Source organism: Enterobacter quasiroggenkampii, assembly GCF_043972695.1.
Lineage (GTDB): Bacteria > Pseudomonadota > Gammaproteobacteria > Enterobacterales > Enterobacteriaceae > Enterobacter > Enterobacter quasiroggenkampii.
The window spans coordinates 2,548,092-2,561,735 of record NZ_CP143745.1 but is presented as its reverse complement, the minus strand read 5'-3'; the positions used below and the strand labels follow the sequence as shown (position 1 = coordinate 2,561,735).

Below are 13,644 nucleotides of genomic sequence, written 5' to 3'. Positions count from 1 at the left end.
GGCCAGCTACGCTGGCTCCCGTAACCATTCCCGGTTTAGCGTTTCGCTGTCTCCCAGATAATCCAGCAGCCAGGCCATGGCGGGCGAGACATCATTTTGTTGCCAGGTCAGGCAGCAGGCCGCGTCCGGGAACGGATTCTCCAGCGTCAGTTCAACCCATTCTCCGGTATCGATGCGCGGACGCGCAAAATGAACGGGCACCATCGCGACGCACAGCCCGGCGCTGAGGCACGTCGCCGACGATTCCCAGTCAGGAGCCACCACTCGCCGCTGGTTGTCCAGAAGCCAGGTGATACGCTTGGGCAGTGAACGGGACGTATCCTCCAGCACCAGCGAGGGCCAGTTACGCAGCGTATCGTCGCTCAGCGGCCCGTCCATCGCCGCCAGGGGATGATCGCGTGCCACCACGCATTTCCAGCTCAGCATCCCCATGTCGCGAAAGGCGTAACGTCCCCCAACCGGGATCGCCTGCGTGGCGCCAATCGCCATCTCCGCCCTGCCGTCCGCCAGCGCATCCCACACCCCGTTGAACACCTCCTGCGAGACCCGCAGCTCAACGTCAGAGAAATGACGATAGAAATCCACGATCATCTGCCGGGTGCGTTCCGGCTTCACGATGTTATCCACCGCGATGGCGAGATGTCCCCGCCAGCCGTTGGCGATCTGCTGGCACTGTTCGCGGGTGATCTGCATTTTTTTGATAACAGAACGCCCTTCCTTCAAAAACCACGCGCCTGCGGGCGTTAATTCCACGTCGCGATGCCGCCGTTCAAACAGCGGAACCGCCAGCCATTCCTCAAGCTGACGCACCGTGTAGCTAATGGCCGAAGGGACGCGGTGCAACTCCTGCGCTGCACCGCTAAAGCTGCCGTTACGCGCAACAGCATCGACCACTTCAAGAGAATAATCTGACCACATTTTCTGCCTGCAAAAAATTTGAATGCACCCGCCAAATATTAGCGTTTCACAAGCCGCTTTGCACTCCCTACACTCTGCGCCAACGTACACCTGCCTCCTCAGGAGAATAAGAGAATGCAACCCAGGAAAGGATTTTTAGTCTGGCTCGGCGGCTTAAGCGTGCTGGGCTTTTTGGCCACCGACATGTACCTGCCCGCGTTTGCCGCGATGCAGGAAGACCTGCAAACCCCTGCGGCGGCCATCAGCGCCAGCCTGAGTCTGTTCCTTGCCGGTTTTGCTTTCGCGCAGCTCCTGTGGGGACCGCTCTCGGATCGCTTTGGCCGTAAACCGGTACTGCTGCTGGGTCTGGCCATTTTTGCCGTGGGCTGTCTGGGGATGTTGTGGGTGCGCGATGCTACCTGGCTACTGGTGCTGCGCTTTATTCAGGCCGTGGGCGTCTGTGCTGCGGCGGTGACCTGGCAGGCGCTGGTGACCGACTACTATCCGGCTAACCGCACAAACCGTATTTTCGCCACTATTATGCCGCTGGTGGGTCTTTCCCCTGCCCTGGCTCCGCTGCTGGGCAGCTGGATCCTCGCGCACTTTGACTGGCAGGCCATTTTTGCCACGCTGTTTGCCATCACGCTGGTGCTGATGCTGCCGGCGTTTGCCCTTAAACCCGCGCATAAAAAAGAGGCGCATGCCGACGCGAAGCCGATTACCTTTACCTCCCTGCTGAGCGCCAAAGCGTATCGCGGGAATGTCCTGATTTATGCCGCCTGTTCGGCCAGCTTCTTCGCGTGGCTCACCGGCTCGCCGTTTATTCTGCACGATATGGGCTACAGCCCGGCGGCCATCGGTCTGAGCTATGTTCCGCAGACCATCGCGTTCCTGGTGGGCGGGTACGGCTGCCGCGCGGCGCTGCAAAAATGGGAAGGCCAGCAGATGCTGCCATGGCTGCTGGTGCTCTATGCGCTGAGCGTCATCGGTACCTGGGCCGTCGGGTTTATTCCGGGCGCGGGCCTGGCTGAAATTTTGATTCCCTTCTGCGTGATGGCCGTGGCGAACGGGGCGATTTACCCGATCGTGGTGGCACAGGCGTTACGTCCGTTCCCGCAGGCGACTGGCCGCGCCGCCGCGCTGCAAAATACCCTGCAGCTGGGTCTGTGCTTCCTGGCAAGCCTGGTGGTTTCGGCGCTGATTGCGACGCCGCTGTTAACCACCACCAGCGTGATGCTGGTCACCGTTGCGCTGGCGGTATTGGGTTACCGCATGCAGGCTTCCGCGCAACGTGAGCAGGATAGCGGTGCGCAGGTGGAAACCTCGCATGCCTGATTGCGCCAGAAATCATGTTACATTTCAGTGATTAGGTTGCTAACAATTTTCTATTGAATCACCAAATTTTGAGGCCTATACTAAATTTGGTTCGATTAAATACGATAAATATTAAGTGTTAACGGGAGCCGGAGTGCTCCCGTTTTACCATGGAAGGCATTTCGGCAAGGGTTATCTCCCTTCCTCTGTTCTACGTCGGATACTAGCCTCGCGGTATTTACCGTGAGATTTCTCACAAACCAAAAAAAGCGTCTACGCTGTTTGAAGGTTCTGATCACATCAGGGTGATGGAGAAGCTATGAGTTCATCGTGTATAGAAGAAGTCAGCGTTCCGGACGACAACTGGTCCCGGATCGTCAGTGAACTGTTAGGTCGAGCAGGCATCACTATCAACGGATCTTCGCCATCCGATCCCCAGGTTAAACATCCCGACTTTTTTAAACGCGTGTTGCGGGAAGGGTCGTTAGGCCTGGGAGAAAGTTATATGGACGGCTGGTGGGAATGTGAACGGCTGGATATCTTTTTTGCCAGCGTGTTGCGTGCCGGTCTGGAAAATCAACTCCCCCGCAATCTGAAAGACACTCTGCGTGTCGCCTCTGCCCGACTGTTTAACTTGCAAAGTAAAAAACGCGCCTGGATCGTCGGCAAAGAGCATTACGATCTCGGCAATGACCTGTTCAGCCGCATGCTGGACCCTTTCATGCAATACTCCTGCGCCTACTGGAAAGACGCGTCGACGCTTGAGGAAGCACAGCAGGCCAAGCTGCGTCTGATCAGTGAAAAACTGCAGCTACAGCCCGGCATGCGCGTGCTGGATATCGGCTGCGGCTGGGGCGGGCTGGCGTATTTTATGGCGAAGCACTATGGCGTCAGCGTGGTCGGCGTGACGATCTCAGCGGAACAGCAAAAAATGGCGCGAGAGCGCTGTCAGGGTCTCGATGTGGATATCCGGCTGCAGGACTACCGTGACCTGAACGAGCAGTTCGACCGGATCGTTTCCGTCGGCATGTTCGAGCACGTGGGGCCAAAAAACTACGATACCTACTTTGAGGTGGTGGATCGTAATCTGAAACCGGACGGGCTCTTCCTGCTGCACACCATCGGCTCTAAACGGACCGACAATAACGTTGACCCGTGGATCAATAAATACATCTTTCCGAATGGCTGTTTACCGTCCGTTCGCCAGATCGCCAACGCCAGTGAATCCCATTTCGTGATGGAAGACTGGCATAACTTTGGCGCGGACTACGACACCACCTTAATGGCGTGGCATGAACGTTTCCAGAAAGCCTGGCCCGAGATTGCGGACAACTATTCAGAACGATTCAAACGGATGTTTAGCTATTATCTGAATGCCTGCGCGGGGGCGTTTCGCGCACGGGATATTCAGCTCTGGCAGGTGGTATTCAGCCGGGGGATTGAACACGGACTGCGTGTCGCACGCTAAAAAAATAACCCCGGATAGCCGGGGTTATTTTTTATTCTTCTTCTGCGGTCTTTATTATTGCGGCTTCTTTAGCTGCCAGCACGCGTTCAACCGTATCCACCACCGCCTGGGTTTGCGGATCGATTTCGATATTCACACGATGCCCCAGTTTTTTGGCGCCCAGCGTGGTGCGCTGCAGCGTTTCAGGAATTAAATGCACGCAAAAACGCGTTGGCGTCACTTCTCCCACCGTCAGGCTAATCCCGTCAATGCCAATAAATCCTTTATAGAGGATGTATTTCATTAATGACGGGTCCTGCATTTTAAACCAGATTTGACGGTTATTTTCCGAGGTCACGATTTTCGCCACTTCGGCAGTGGTCATGATATGCCCCGACATCAAATGGCCGCCAATCTCATCGCTGAACTTTGCCGCGCGCTCAACGTTGACGGTATCGCCTACCACCAGCTCGCCCAGGTTAGTGATCCGCAGCGTCTCTTTCATTAAATCAAAGCTAATCTGGTTGCCGTTAATTTCGGTCACGGTCAGGCAGCAGCCGTTATGGGCAATCGAGGCGCCGGTTTCGATGCCCTCAAGCATATATTCCGGCAGCTCAACAACATGAGTACGGAAATTAGGTTTTTCATCAATGGACACCACTTTGGCAGTGCCCTGCACAATACCAGTAAACATGCTTACAACTCCTGTTTTTTCCGAACGGTGATGACACCGTTTAATCCCTCCACAATAACAGTTGGAAAAACAGGTTGCCAGCGGAGCGCATTTTCTGGCGATTTTTTCACTAGATAAATAGCTAAAGCCCGCTACAATAGCTGGCACCCCCCTGCATTTTCTTCTTGCTGCCCGTTTCGGCGGCTTTTTTAGTCTCTCAAATAACTACAAAATAAAGGTGTTCACGTGCAGAAGTACATGAATGAAGCGCGCCAGTTATTGGCACTGGCTATACCAGTGATCGTCGCGCAAGTGGCCCAGACCGCAATGGGATTTGTGGATACGGTAATGGCAGGTGGCTACAGCGCCACCGACATGGCGGCCGTGGCTATCGGCACGTCAATCTGGCTTCCGGCCATCCTGTTCGGTCACGGTCTGCTGCTCGCGCTCACGCCTGTTATCGCTCAGCTCAATGGCTCAGGCCGTCGAGAGCGCATCGCCCATCAGGTTCGCCAGGGTTTCTGGCTGGCAGGGTTTGTCTCCGTGCTGATCATGGTGGTGCTCTGGAACGCGGGCCATATCATTCGCGCTATGCATAATATTGACCCGGCGCTGGCGGACAAAGCCGTGGGCTATCTGCGCGCGCTGCTCTGGGGCGCGCCGGGCTACCTCTTTTTCCAGGTGGCGCGTAACCAGTGTGAAGGCCTGGCGAAAACCAAGCCCGGCATGGTGATGGGTTTTATCGGGCTGCTGGTCAACATCCCGGTTAACTATGTCTTTATTTATGGTCATTTCGGGATGCCGGAGCTGGGCGGCGTCGGCTGCGGCGTGGCGACGGCAGCCGTTTACTGGGTCATGTTCTTCTCGATGCTTACCTTCGTGAAGCGCGCCCGCTCAATGCGCGATATTCGTAACGAGAACAGATTCAGCACGCCGGACTGGAGCATCATGACGCGTCTGGTGCAGCTAGGGTTGCCGATTGCCCTTGCGCTGTTCTTTGAGGTGACCCTGTTTGCCGTGGTCGCCCTGCTGGTCTCCCCGCTGGGCATTGTGAACGTCGCCGGGCACCAGATTGCGCTGAACTTCAGCTCCCTGATGTTCGTCCTGCCGATGTCGCTGGCTGCGGCAGTGACGATCCGCGTGGGCTTCCGCCTGGGACAAGGCTCGACGCTCGACGCGCAAACCGCCGCGCGCACCGGACTGGGCGTCGGCGTCTGCATGGCCATTTGCACGGCGCTTTTTACCGTCGCGCTGCGCGAGCAAATTGCCCTGCTCTATAACGACAATCCGGAAGTCGTCGCGCTGGCATCGCACCTGATGCTGCTGGCCGCGATTTACCAGATTTCGGACTCCATTCAGGTGATTGGCAGCGGCGTGCTGCGCGGCTATAAAGACACGCGCTCCATTTTCTTTATCACCTTCATCGCCTACTGGGTGCTGGGTCTGCCGTGTGGGTATATTCTGGCCCTGACCGACCTGGTGGTGGACCGCATGGGACCGGCGGGGTTCTGGATGGGCTTTATCATCGGCCTGACGTCGGCGGCGATTATGATGATGATGCGCATGCGCTTCCTGCAGCGCCAGCCATCCACGATCATTTTGCAACGCGCTGCACGTTAAATACGCAGTAGCCGCCACCCGGCGGCTACTTTCTCTTCACTTTGCGCGGTAATACAGCAATCGCGTGAAATCAGAGAGAAAATTGCATTTTCCCTCTTGCCACCTCGGTGCTGTGCCGCTAATATTCGTCCCCGTTGTCACCGACAACACGTTGCGTTCATAGCTCAGTTGGTTAGAGCACCACCTTGACATGGTGGGGGTCGTTGGTTCGAGTCCAATTGAACGCACCATTCTGCGTCCGTAGCTCAGTTGGTTAGAGCACCACCTTGACATGGTGGGGGTCGGTGGTTCGAGTCCACTCGGACGCACCATTTCAGTCCTGAAATGGTGCAAATTCTCCTCTGATAGCCTGAATTTTCTTAATCCCTTATTTTCATCATTATTCTCCTGCTACGCTTTTCCTATGGAAAAAAAACACAGGAAACGTGTTGATGAAGAAGATCGCGATTATCGGCTCCGGCCCCACAGGGATTTACACCTTTTATCACCTGCTTCAAAACAGCACGCCGCTCTCCGTTTCCGTTTTCGAACAGGCCGATGAAGCTGGCGTGGGCATGCCCTATAACGACGACGATAATTCCCGGCTGATGCTGGCGAACATTGCGAGCATTGAAATCCCGCCTATTTTTATGACCTACCTCGACTGGCTTAAGGAACAGAGCGACGCCCATCTGGCACGCTTTAAGGTGGATAAAGCCAGCCTGCATGACCGACAGTTCCTGCCCAGGCTTCTGTTGGGAGAGTACTTTCGCGACAGCTTTCGTTCAATCGTAAAAGAGGCGAAAAAGCTGGGGTTCGAGGTTAAAGTCCATGAATCCGCGAAGGTCACCGACATCATCCCTTCGACAACCGGCGTGACGATTTCGGTCAACGACCACACCTTACCGGTTCAATTCGACCTGGCGGTTATTGCCACCGGCCACGTCTGGCCAGAGGAGGATGAAGCCACGCGCACGTTCTTCCCAAGCCCGTGGTCCGGTCTGATGGACGCCCGCATTCCCCCTTGCCGCGTGGGCATTATGGGCACCTCGTTGAGCGGCCTGGACGCGGCTATGGCGGTGGTGATGCAGCACGGTGCGTTTCGTGACGGTAAATTCATCCTCGACAAAAGCAGCGAAGGGTTACACATTACGCTGATGTCCCGGACGGGCATTCTGCCGGAAGCCGATTTTTACTGCCCTATTCCTTACGAGCCGCTGTCGGTAATGACCGAATTCGTGGTGGAAAGCGAGATAGCCAAAGGACCGGATGGCCTGCTTGACCGCATTTTTGCCCTGATGGTCAAAGAGCTTCAGCTTGCCGATCCGGCGTGGTGCGAGAAGATGTCTTTGCATACGCTGAATGCGGACACTGTTCGTGAGGCCTGGTTTGAGGATCGTCAACGCCACGGCCCCTTTACCTGGGCGGAAGAGAATCTCAACGAGGTTGAACGCAATAAACGCGAACGCCGTACCGTGGCGTGGCGCTACACCGTGCTGCGGCTGCATGAGGTCGTTCAGGAGATCGTTCCCCATCTCAGCGAGCAGGACAGAAAACGCTTTAAGCAGGGCCTGGCTCGGGTATTTATCGACAACTATGCCGCCATCCCTCCGCAGTCTATCCGCAGGCTGCTCGCACTTCGCGAAGCCGGCATCATCAGCGTGGCCGCGCTCGGTGACGACTACACGCTCGACGTTGGCAGCGATCGAACGGTGATAACCACAAAAGAGACCGTCTATCGTTTCGACGTATTTATTGACGCACGCGGACAAAAGCCGCTCAAGACGAAAGATCTGCCCTTCCCGACGCTGCGAAAACAGCTGGAAGCGACCGGCGATGAGATACCCGATATCGGCGAGGATTACACCTTAAAAGCACCTGACACCGTTCGCGGGCGCATCGCCTTCGGTGCGATACCGTGGCTGATGCACGATCGTCCCTTCGTTCAGGGGCTGGTGGAGTGTGCAGAGATTGCAGAGGCGATGGCGAAAGCGGCGGAAAAACCCGCGTCACGCGTGCGGCGGAGATTACCCTATTTTGAATACTGACAGGGCATCCGTGCCCTGCTGTTGCGGGTTACTCGAAGAAGACTTCCGGGTTTTCCGACAGCGAGACGAAGCTTTTCGTCGCTTTATCCAGCGCGAGGATTTCGCCGCTTTCAATGTCGTACACCCAGCCGTGCAGTCGGATGGAGTTATTACGCAGGCCCACCGCGACGGACGGATGGGTCTTGATGTTGCTCAGTTGCGCAAAGACGTTTTCCTGCACCATCGCATTCACTTTATCGATCGGCTTATCCCAGGTTTTCTTCTCTACCACGGCTTTTGCCGCGTCGGAATAGCGCAGCCAGTGTGACACGGCAGGCATCGGCTCCAGGTTCGCGTTATCGGCAATCGCCTTCATCGCGCCGCAGTTGGAGTGACCGCAAATCACGATATCCGTGACGCCCAGCGCCACGACGGCGTATTCGATGGTAGCGGACACACCGCCTGGCTCCGGTCCGAACGGCGGCACAATGTTGCCAGCATTACGAATGACAAAGAGTTGTCCTGGCTCTTGCTGGGTGACCAGTTCCGGGACCAGACGGCTGTCGGAGCATGAGATGAACAGCGCTTTGGGATTCTGGCTGGACGCTAAACTGCGGAAGAGTTCTTTACGTTGCGGGAAAATCTCTTTTTGAAAGCTGAGAAAACCTTCAATGATATGTTGCATAGCAATGTCTCTTTTATCTGTTTTAGTTTAGGTATGATCGAGATCACACTCGTAAAGTTTACCCATCGTGGTTTACTTCAGACAAGCAATATATTTCTGGCCCGACCGCTGCACAATTTCGTCCGCGTTAGCGAGGATGTTCTGCCCTTCGAACGCGCCGTACAGACGTTCAAACGTCCTGCCTTCCAGATGACTTACGACGGACGCCACGGCGCGGGCCGGCAGCGGAAGATAGTTCGGGTAGCTCCACATAAACGAGACGGCGTCTTTACCCGGCGTGACCTGCAGAATATCGCCCACCAGCAGCACCCCGTCCCCCTCCTGCCAGTGCAGCACCGTTCCCCCGGCAAAATGCCCGCCCAGACGCAGCAGGGTAACAGACGGGAAAATCTCCAGCGCATCGCCTTCCCAGAAATGAATGGCTGGGCTGTCGCGCATCACCCACTCTCTGTCGCTGGCGTGCAGGTACACCGGCGCGTCAAACGCCGCAGCCCACTCCTGCATCGTGGTGTAATAGTGCGGGTGTGAAATCGCAATCGCGCTGATGCCGCCGAGGGCGTTAATAAGCGTTTTGGTTGCCGGGTCAATGTTGGCGATGCAGTCCCAGAGGATATTGCCGTGCGGCGTTTGCAAAAGCAGCGCCCGCTGGTTGATAGCAAACGCCGGAACGGTTTTGATACCGAACAATCCCGGCTCCAGCTGCTGCCATTTGTTGCTGTGCGTCGCGTTGACGGTATCGAGATCGGTCCACGCCTGCCCCGTGATGGGCACATACTGGCGTTCATCCTCACAAATTGGGCATCTGTCCGGCTGCGTATCGTAGGCGGTTCCACAGGTTTTACAGAGTGTAATCATGTGCTCTCCTCAGCGATAAAGCACTGAGTATGGCAGGGATTATCCTTATGTGCTGCGAGGTACATTGCTGGCTTTTTTTGCCCTATACTGTGCCAGTATCGAAAACTGAACAGAGCAGGTGCAACATGGAAATTGATCTCGATAACTTAGTGTTTAACGGTCTGGATGAAGCAGAAGAGCGTAATGCAGAACGTCTGGACGACGCGGATAAAAAAGCGCAGGCGATTATCGCCGACGACGACTGCGGCGACGCCTGCAAGATCTAATAAAAAAGCACCGGGAAACCGGTGCTTTTTTATTTCACTCGTTAAACGTCACGCACACTTCGTTCCAGTACGTTTCACGCGTGCGGCGCAGTTCAGCGTGGCGTTTTATCATGGAACCACTCCGGGTCAATGTTGGCAACGTCTACGCCATACAGGCTGGCGACAGGCAGTATCGACTCAAGAACACGTTGCGCGCTGTTCTCCGCATTCGCTGGCCGGGCCGCAAAAAACCGCCGTAACGTGCTGATCCATTTTTTCATCGTCTTACCCTCTCTCGCCGTATCTGCCTTCAGTTAAGCACCCCAATCCCGTGCAGGGGAAATACCAAAATCCACTGTCGATGTGCAGGATCTGCAAATAGCACCCTCGCCCTTTTCACTCTTCATTAACACCTTGTTCACTAATGCTTTTTTGCTCATAGCAAAGAACGATTTCTTATTTGGCGATAGCTTTCCCTTATGGGAGCGTAACGGGGTAAAACAAAAACAACGGGATAGCGAATGACTATGGCAGCAAAAATGAAAGGGTTTAAAAAACGGACGCTGGCTCTGGGCGTAGTGGCAGCCTGGGGCCTGTTTTCAGCGCAGGCGCAGGCCGATCAGCTGGCGGATATCAAGGCAGCAGGGGTGGTGAAAGTGGCCACGTTTGATGCCAACCCGCCGTTTGGCTCGATTGATGCCAAAACGCATGAGATCGTGGGTTACGACGTGGACTTCGCCAAAGCGCTGGCAAAATCGCTCGGCGTGAAGCTTGAACTGGTTGCCACCAATCCGGCCAACCGCATTCCGCTGCTGCAGTCCGGCAAAGCCGACCTGATCGTGGCGGATATTACTATCACCCCGGAACGCGCACAGGTCATTGATTTCTCGACGCCTTACTTCGTCACTGGCCAGCAGTTCCTGGTTCCGGCGAAATCACCGGACAAGCTCGATGACTATAGCCGGGCGCGCATTGGCGCAGTCAAAGGCACAACAGGCGAGCAGGCGCTGCACCAGCGTTTCCCGCAGTCCCGTGTCCTCTCTTATGACGACATTCCCCTGGCGCTGACCGCACTGCGCAACGGCAACGTACAGGCCATCACTCAGGACAGCACCATTCTGGCCGGTCTGCTGGCGCAGGCGCCGGACAAAGCCAACTTCAAAATCCTGCCTGACCTGCTCAGTAAAGAAGAGATCGGCGTGGGGGTGAAGAAAGGTGAAACGGCACTGCTGAAAGCCGTCAACGACGAGCTGGTTAATCTCGAGAAGACCGGTCAGGCGGCAAAAATCTATGATGTCTGGTTTGGTCCTGGCACCCCTGCTCCACAGCCTCGCGGCTTTAAAATAGAAGCCAGGTAATTATGCTCTCAGGTTTATTTTCACACTCCGCGGCCGGTGCCGCGGATTTTTCACATCTGGAACAGGCCAGCGTCGAGTTTCGTCATGTGGACAAACGCTACGGTGACCATCAGGTTTTGAACGACATTAACCTCACCATCACGCCCGGTGAAGTGGTTGCTATCCTCGGCCCGTCGGGTTCCGGTAAATCCACCCTGATTCGTCTTATCAACCAGCTTGAACCCCTGAGCGGCGGAGAGATCCTGGTCGACAACAAGCCTACCGGAAAGCTCTCCGGTAGCGGGTTGCGCCAGCTGCGAAGCCGCGTGGGGTTTGTATTCCAGCAGTTCAATCTTTATGCCCATCTCACCGCCAGCCAGAACATCACCCTGGCACTGGAGCACGTTCACGGCTGGAAGCCACAGCCAGCCCAGGCGCGCGCGCTGGCCCTGCTGGAGAAAGTGGGGATGCTGGAAAAGGCCCACCATTTCCCGGCAGAGCTATCCGGCGGACAGCAGCAGCGCGTGGCGATAGCCCGCGCCCTCGCCTCTTCACCGCAAATCATTCTGTTCGATGAACCCACCTCCGCGCTGGATCCGGAGATGATTGGTGAAGTGCTGTTCGTGATGAAAGCCCTCGCCCACAGCGGGATCACGATGATCGTGGTGACCCATGAGATGCAGTTTGCCCGGGAAATCGCCGACCGGATTGTCTTTATCGACGGCGGGCAAATTCTGGAAACCGCGCCGCCAGCGCAGTTTTTCAGCCAGCCAGCGCATCCGCGCGCGCAGCGTTTCCTGCAAAAGGTGCTGGATCCGCTGCATCAGGAGCATCTGTAATGCCCGCGCTCGACTGGCAGGGGGTACTGACCGGACAGCCTCTGCAGTGGATACTTTCCGGATTTCTCACCACCTTGTGGGTGACGCTGGCGGGGATCGCGCTGGCCAGCCTGCTCGCACTGCTCTTTATGCTCCTGCGCCTGTCCGGTGGACGCGTCGGGAAAGCGATCGTCAGCGGCTGGGTATCGCTGTTTCGCAATACGCCGCTGCTGGTGCAGCTGCTGTTCTGGTATTTTGCCGCCTGGAACGGGCTGCCGCAGGCGTTTCGCGACGTGGTCAACGCCGATCACAGCTGGTCCATTCTGCCCGGCGACGTCTGGTGGTTTACGCCCGAATTTTTATGCTCTGCCTGGGGGCTGGGCGTTTTTACCTCGGCGTTTTTAATCGAAGAAGTGGAAGCCGGGTTGCGTTCTGTGCCAGTCGGGCAACGGGAGGCGGCGCTGGCCCAGGGATTCTCAGCATGGCGCGTATTTCGCTACATCCTGCTGCCGCAGGGGCTGGCTAACGCCTGGCAGCCCGTTGTGGGCCAGTATCTCAACCTGATGAAGCTCTCCTCGCTCGCCAGCGGGATTGGCTTCGCCGAGCTCACCTACCAGGTCAGGCAGATCGAAAGCTTTAACGCACACGCGCTGGAGGCATTTACCCTCGGTACTGCACTCTATCTGCTGACTGGTCTGGTCATGGGAATGGTGCTGGTCCGCCTTGGGCCGCAGGCGAAACGTAAACGCCCGATCGTCGCCACCACAGGGAGTGAAAAACATGATTGCCGGACTTAATGTCATCACCGATAACCTCGATTATCTGCTGTGGGGACGCGCGGCAGCCGGTGAACCGGGAGGCGTGCTGCTTTCGTTAATGATGGCAGCAGGCGCTGCGGTTATCGCTCTGCCCGGAGGGATACTGCTCGCGTGCCTGGCCTGGCGCTTTACCGGGCTCGTGCGAAAAGTCCTCTTTTTATGGGCAGAGCTGATTCGCGGGATCCCACTCATCTTCGTGATTTTCTGGATGTGGTATCTCCTGCCGCTCATGACCGGGGGCGATCTGCCCGGGGCGCTGACCGTCACGCTGGCGCTGGCCTGGTTTACGGCGGCCACCGTGATGCACTCAGTGCTGGCCGGACTGAGCGCGCTGCCGACCGGGCAGTTCGAAGCCGCGCTGTCACAGGGATTCAGCACGCAGCAAACCCTGTGGCGCGTGCTGCTGCCGCAGGCGCTGAGAAATATTCTGCCGTCGCTGGTGGGGATTTTTATCAGCCTGCTGAAGGATACGTCGCTGGCGTTTATCGTGAACGTCCCGGAGCTGACCACGGTGGCGGGACAGGTCAACAACCGGGTGCAAATCTACCCGGCGGCCATTTTTATCTTTACGGGCGTGGTCTACTACCTGCTCTGCTGCTCGCTCGAGCAGCTTGCAAAACGCTGGCGCCTTACCCGGCCAGCGCTTTAACCACCGTTTCCATTGCCTCGGTTGTCAATGCACTGCGTTTCACGCGCTGGTTCGCCAGCGCGGTACGCAGTACCCCGGCAATGACAATATGCTTTGGCTCCTGCCCTAAATCACGCATCTCAAGCACGACCTTCCCGACCACCCGGCACATCTCCTGATACAGCGCTTCATCTTTGGTCACGTTACCCATCGTCATCACTCCATTGCCTGTTAAACGTTGAGCTTAAATGATTCTCCTGCCGGATACAAAAAAGAAGCCCGGCGAGGAACTCGCCGGGCT

At 56.5% G+C, this 13,644-nt stretch carries 15 protein-coding genes and 2 tRNA genes; 11 read left to right on the top strand and 6 right to left on the bottom strand.

Annotated features, from left to right (window positions below):
* Positions 1 to 6: 6 nt before the first annotated feature.
* Positions 7 to 918: a DNA-binding transcriptional activator PunR gene (gene punR, locus V1572_RS12265; RefSeq protein WP_039266192.1), complete on the bottom strand. Its 912-nt coding sequence runs from the start codon at positions 916 to 918 to the stop codon at positions 7 to 9.
* Between the two features lie 114 nt (positions 919 to 1,032).
* Here punR and punC point away from each other — a divergent pair, with 114 nt between their 5' ends.
* Positions 1,033 to 2,232 carry a purine nucleoside transporter PunC gene (gene punC / locus V1572_RS12260; RefSeq protein WP_045910322.1) on the top strand — a complete coding sequence of 400 codons (1,200 nt, stop codon included), beginning with the start codon at positions 1,033 to 1,035 and terminating at the stop codon, positions 2,230 to 2,232.
* A 298-nt stretch (positions 2,233 to 2,530) separates the two neighbouring features.
* On the top strand, positions 2,531 to 3,679 hold the full coding sequence (gene cfa, locus V1572_RS12255; protein ID WP_008500601.1) for a cyclopropane fatty acyl phospholipid synthase: 1,149 nt from the start codon (positions 2,531 to 2,533) through the stop codon (positions 3,677 to 3,679).
* Between the two features lie 31 nt (positions 3,680 to 3,710).
* On the opposite strand, the gene V1572_RS12250 is transcribed toward cfa, so the two are convergent.
* Positions 3,711 to 4,352 carry a riboflavin synthase gene (locus tag V1572_RS12250; protein WP_008500602.1) on the bottom strand — a complete coding sequence of 214 codons (642 nt, stop codon included), beginning with the start codon at positions 4,350 to 4,352 and terminating at the stop codon, positions 3,711 to 3,713.
* Between the two features lie 225 nt (positions 4,353 to 4,577).
* Between V1572_RS12250 and mdtK the strand changes: the two genes are divergently transcribed.
* The 4 genes from mdtK (at position 4,578) to V1572_RS12230 (ending at position 7,978) form a co-directional block, all read left to right on the top strand.
* Positions 4,578 to 5,951, top strand: coding sequence for an MdtK family multidrug efflux MATE transporter (gene mdtK / locus V1572_RS12245; protein WP_032622812.1), 1,374 nt, complete (start codon positions 4,578 to 4,580; stop codon positions 5,949 to 5,951).
* 153 nt (positions 5,952 to 6,104) lie between these two features.
* A tRNA-Val gene (locus tag V1572_RS12240) sits at positions 6,105 to 6,181 on the top strand.
* A gap of 4 nt (positions 6,182 to 6,185) precedes the next feature.
* Positions 6,186 to 6,262: transfer RNA gene (locus tag V1572_RS12235), tRNA-Val, on the top strand.
* Positions 6,263 to 6,382: 120 nt separating this feature from the next.
* Positions 6,383 to 7,978 (top strand): FAD-NAD(P)-binding protein, encoded by a 1,596-nt coding sequence (locus tag V1572_RS12230; RefSeq protein ID WP_262796131.1) that lies wholly within the window; start codon positions 6,383 to 6,385, stop codon positions 7,976 to 7,978.
* A 28-nt stretch (positions 7,979 to 8,006) separates the two neighbouring features.
* Here the strand turns inward: V1572_RS12230 and V1572_RS12225 are convergent, their stop codons facing one another.
* Positions 8,007 to 8,642 (bottom strand): carbonic anhydrase, encoded by a 636-nt coding sequence (locus V1572_RS12225; protein ID WP_109844381.1) that lies wholly within the window; start codon positions 8,640 to 8,642, stop codon positions 8,007 to 8,009.
* A 72-nt stretch (positions 8,643 to 8,714) separates the two neighbouring features.
* Positions 8,715 to 9,497, bottom strand: a complete 783-nt coding sequence (locus V1572_RS12220) for an MBL fold metallo-hydrolase (protein WP_395299147.1) — start codon at positions 9,495 to 9,497, stop codon at positions 8,715 to 8,717.
* Between the two features lie 125 nt (positions 9,498 to 9,622).
* On the opposite strand from V1572_RS12220, the gene V1572_RS12215 reads away from it, so the two are divergent.
* The gene (locus V1572_RS12215) at positions 9,623 to 9,763 is read left to right on the top strand and encodes a hypothetical protein (RefSeq protein WP_008500607.1); all 141 of its coding nucleotides are present in this window, start codon (positions 9,623 to 9,625) and stop codon (positions 9,761 to 9,763) included.
* Between the two features lie 92 nt (positions 9,764 to 9,855).
* Here the strand turns inward: V1572_RS12215 and V1572_RS12210 are convergent, their stop codons facing one another.
* On the bottom strand, positions 9,856 to 10,023 hold the full coding sequence (locus V1572_RS12210) for a hypothetical protein (RefSeq protein WP_032666818.1): 168 nt from the start codon (positions 10,021 to 10,023) through the stop codon (positions 9,856 to 9,858).
* Between the two features lie 246 nt (positions 10,024 to 10,269).
* Between V1572_RS12210 and V1572_RS12205 the strand changes: the two genes are divergently transcribed.
* The 4 genes from V1572_RS12205 to V1572_RS12190 are packed head-to-tail and all read left to right on the top strand — an operon-like array spanning position 10,270 to position 13,364.
* On the top strand, positions 10,270 to 11,100 hold the full coding sequence (locus V1572_RS12205) for an ABC transporter substrate-binding protein (protein WP_080347292.1): 831 nt from the start codon (positions 10,270 to 10,272) through the stop codon (positions 11,098 to 11,100).
* Positions 11,101 to 11,102: 2 nt separating this feature from the next.
* Entirely contained in the window at positions 11,103 to 11,918 is an 816-nt protein-coding gene (locus V1572_RS12200; protein WP_048222746.1) for an amino acid ABC transporter ATP-binding protein, read from the top strand.
* Positions 11,918 to 12,694, top strand: coding sequence for an amino acid ABC transporter permease (locus V1572_RS12195; RefSeq protein ID WP_048030749.1), 777 nt, complete (start codon positions 11,918 to 11,920; stop codon positions 12,692 to 12,694). The genes V1572_RS12200 and V1572_RS12195 overlap by 1 nt, the downstream gene beginning before the upstream one ends.
* Positions 12,678 to 13,364, top strand: coding sequence for an amino acid ABC transporter permease (locus V1572_RS12190; protein ID WP_048030750.1), 687 nt, complete (start codon positions 12,678 to 12,680; stop codon positions 13,362 to 13,364). Before V1572_RS12195 ends, V1572_RS12190 begins: the two co-directional genes overlap by 17 nt.
* On the opposite strand, the gene fumD is transcribed toward V1572_RS12190, so the two are convergent.
* Positions 13,345 to 13,554, bottom strand: a complete 210-nt coding sequence (gene fumD, locus V1572_RS12185; protein WP_023343959.1) for a fumarate hydratase FumD — start codon at positions 13,552 to 13,554, stop codon at positions 13,345 to 13,347. The genes V1572_RS12190 and fumD overlap by 20 nt on opposite strands.
* Between the last annotated feature and the right edge of the window lie 90 nt (positions 13,555 to 13,644).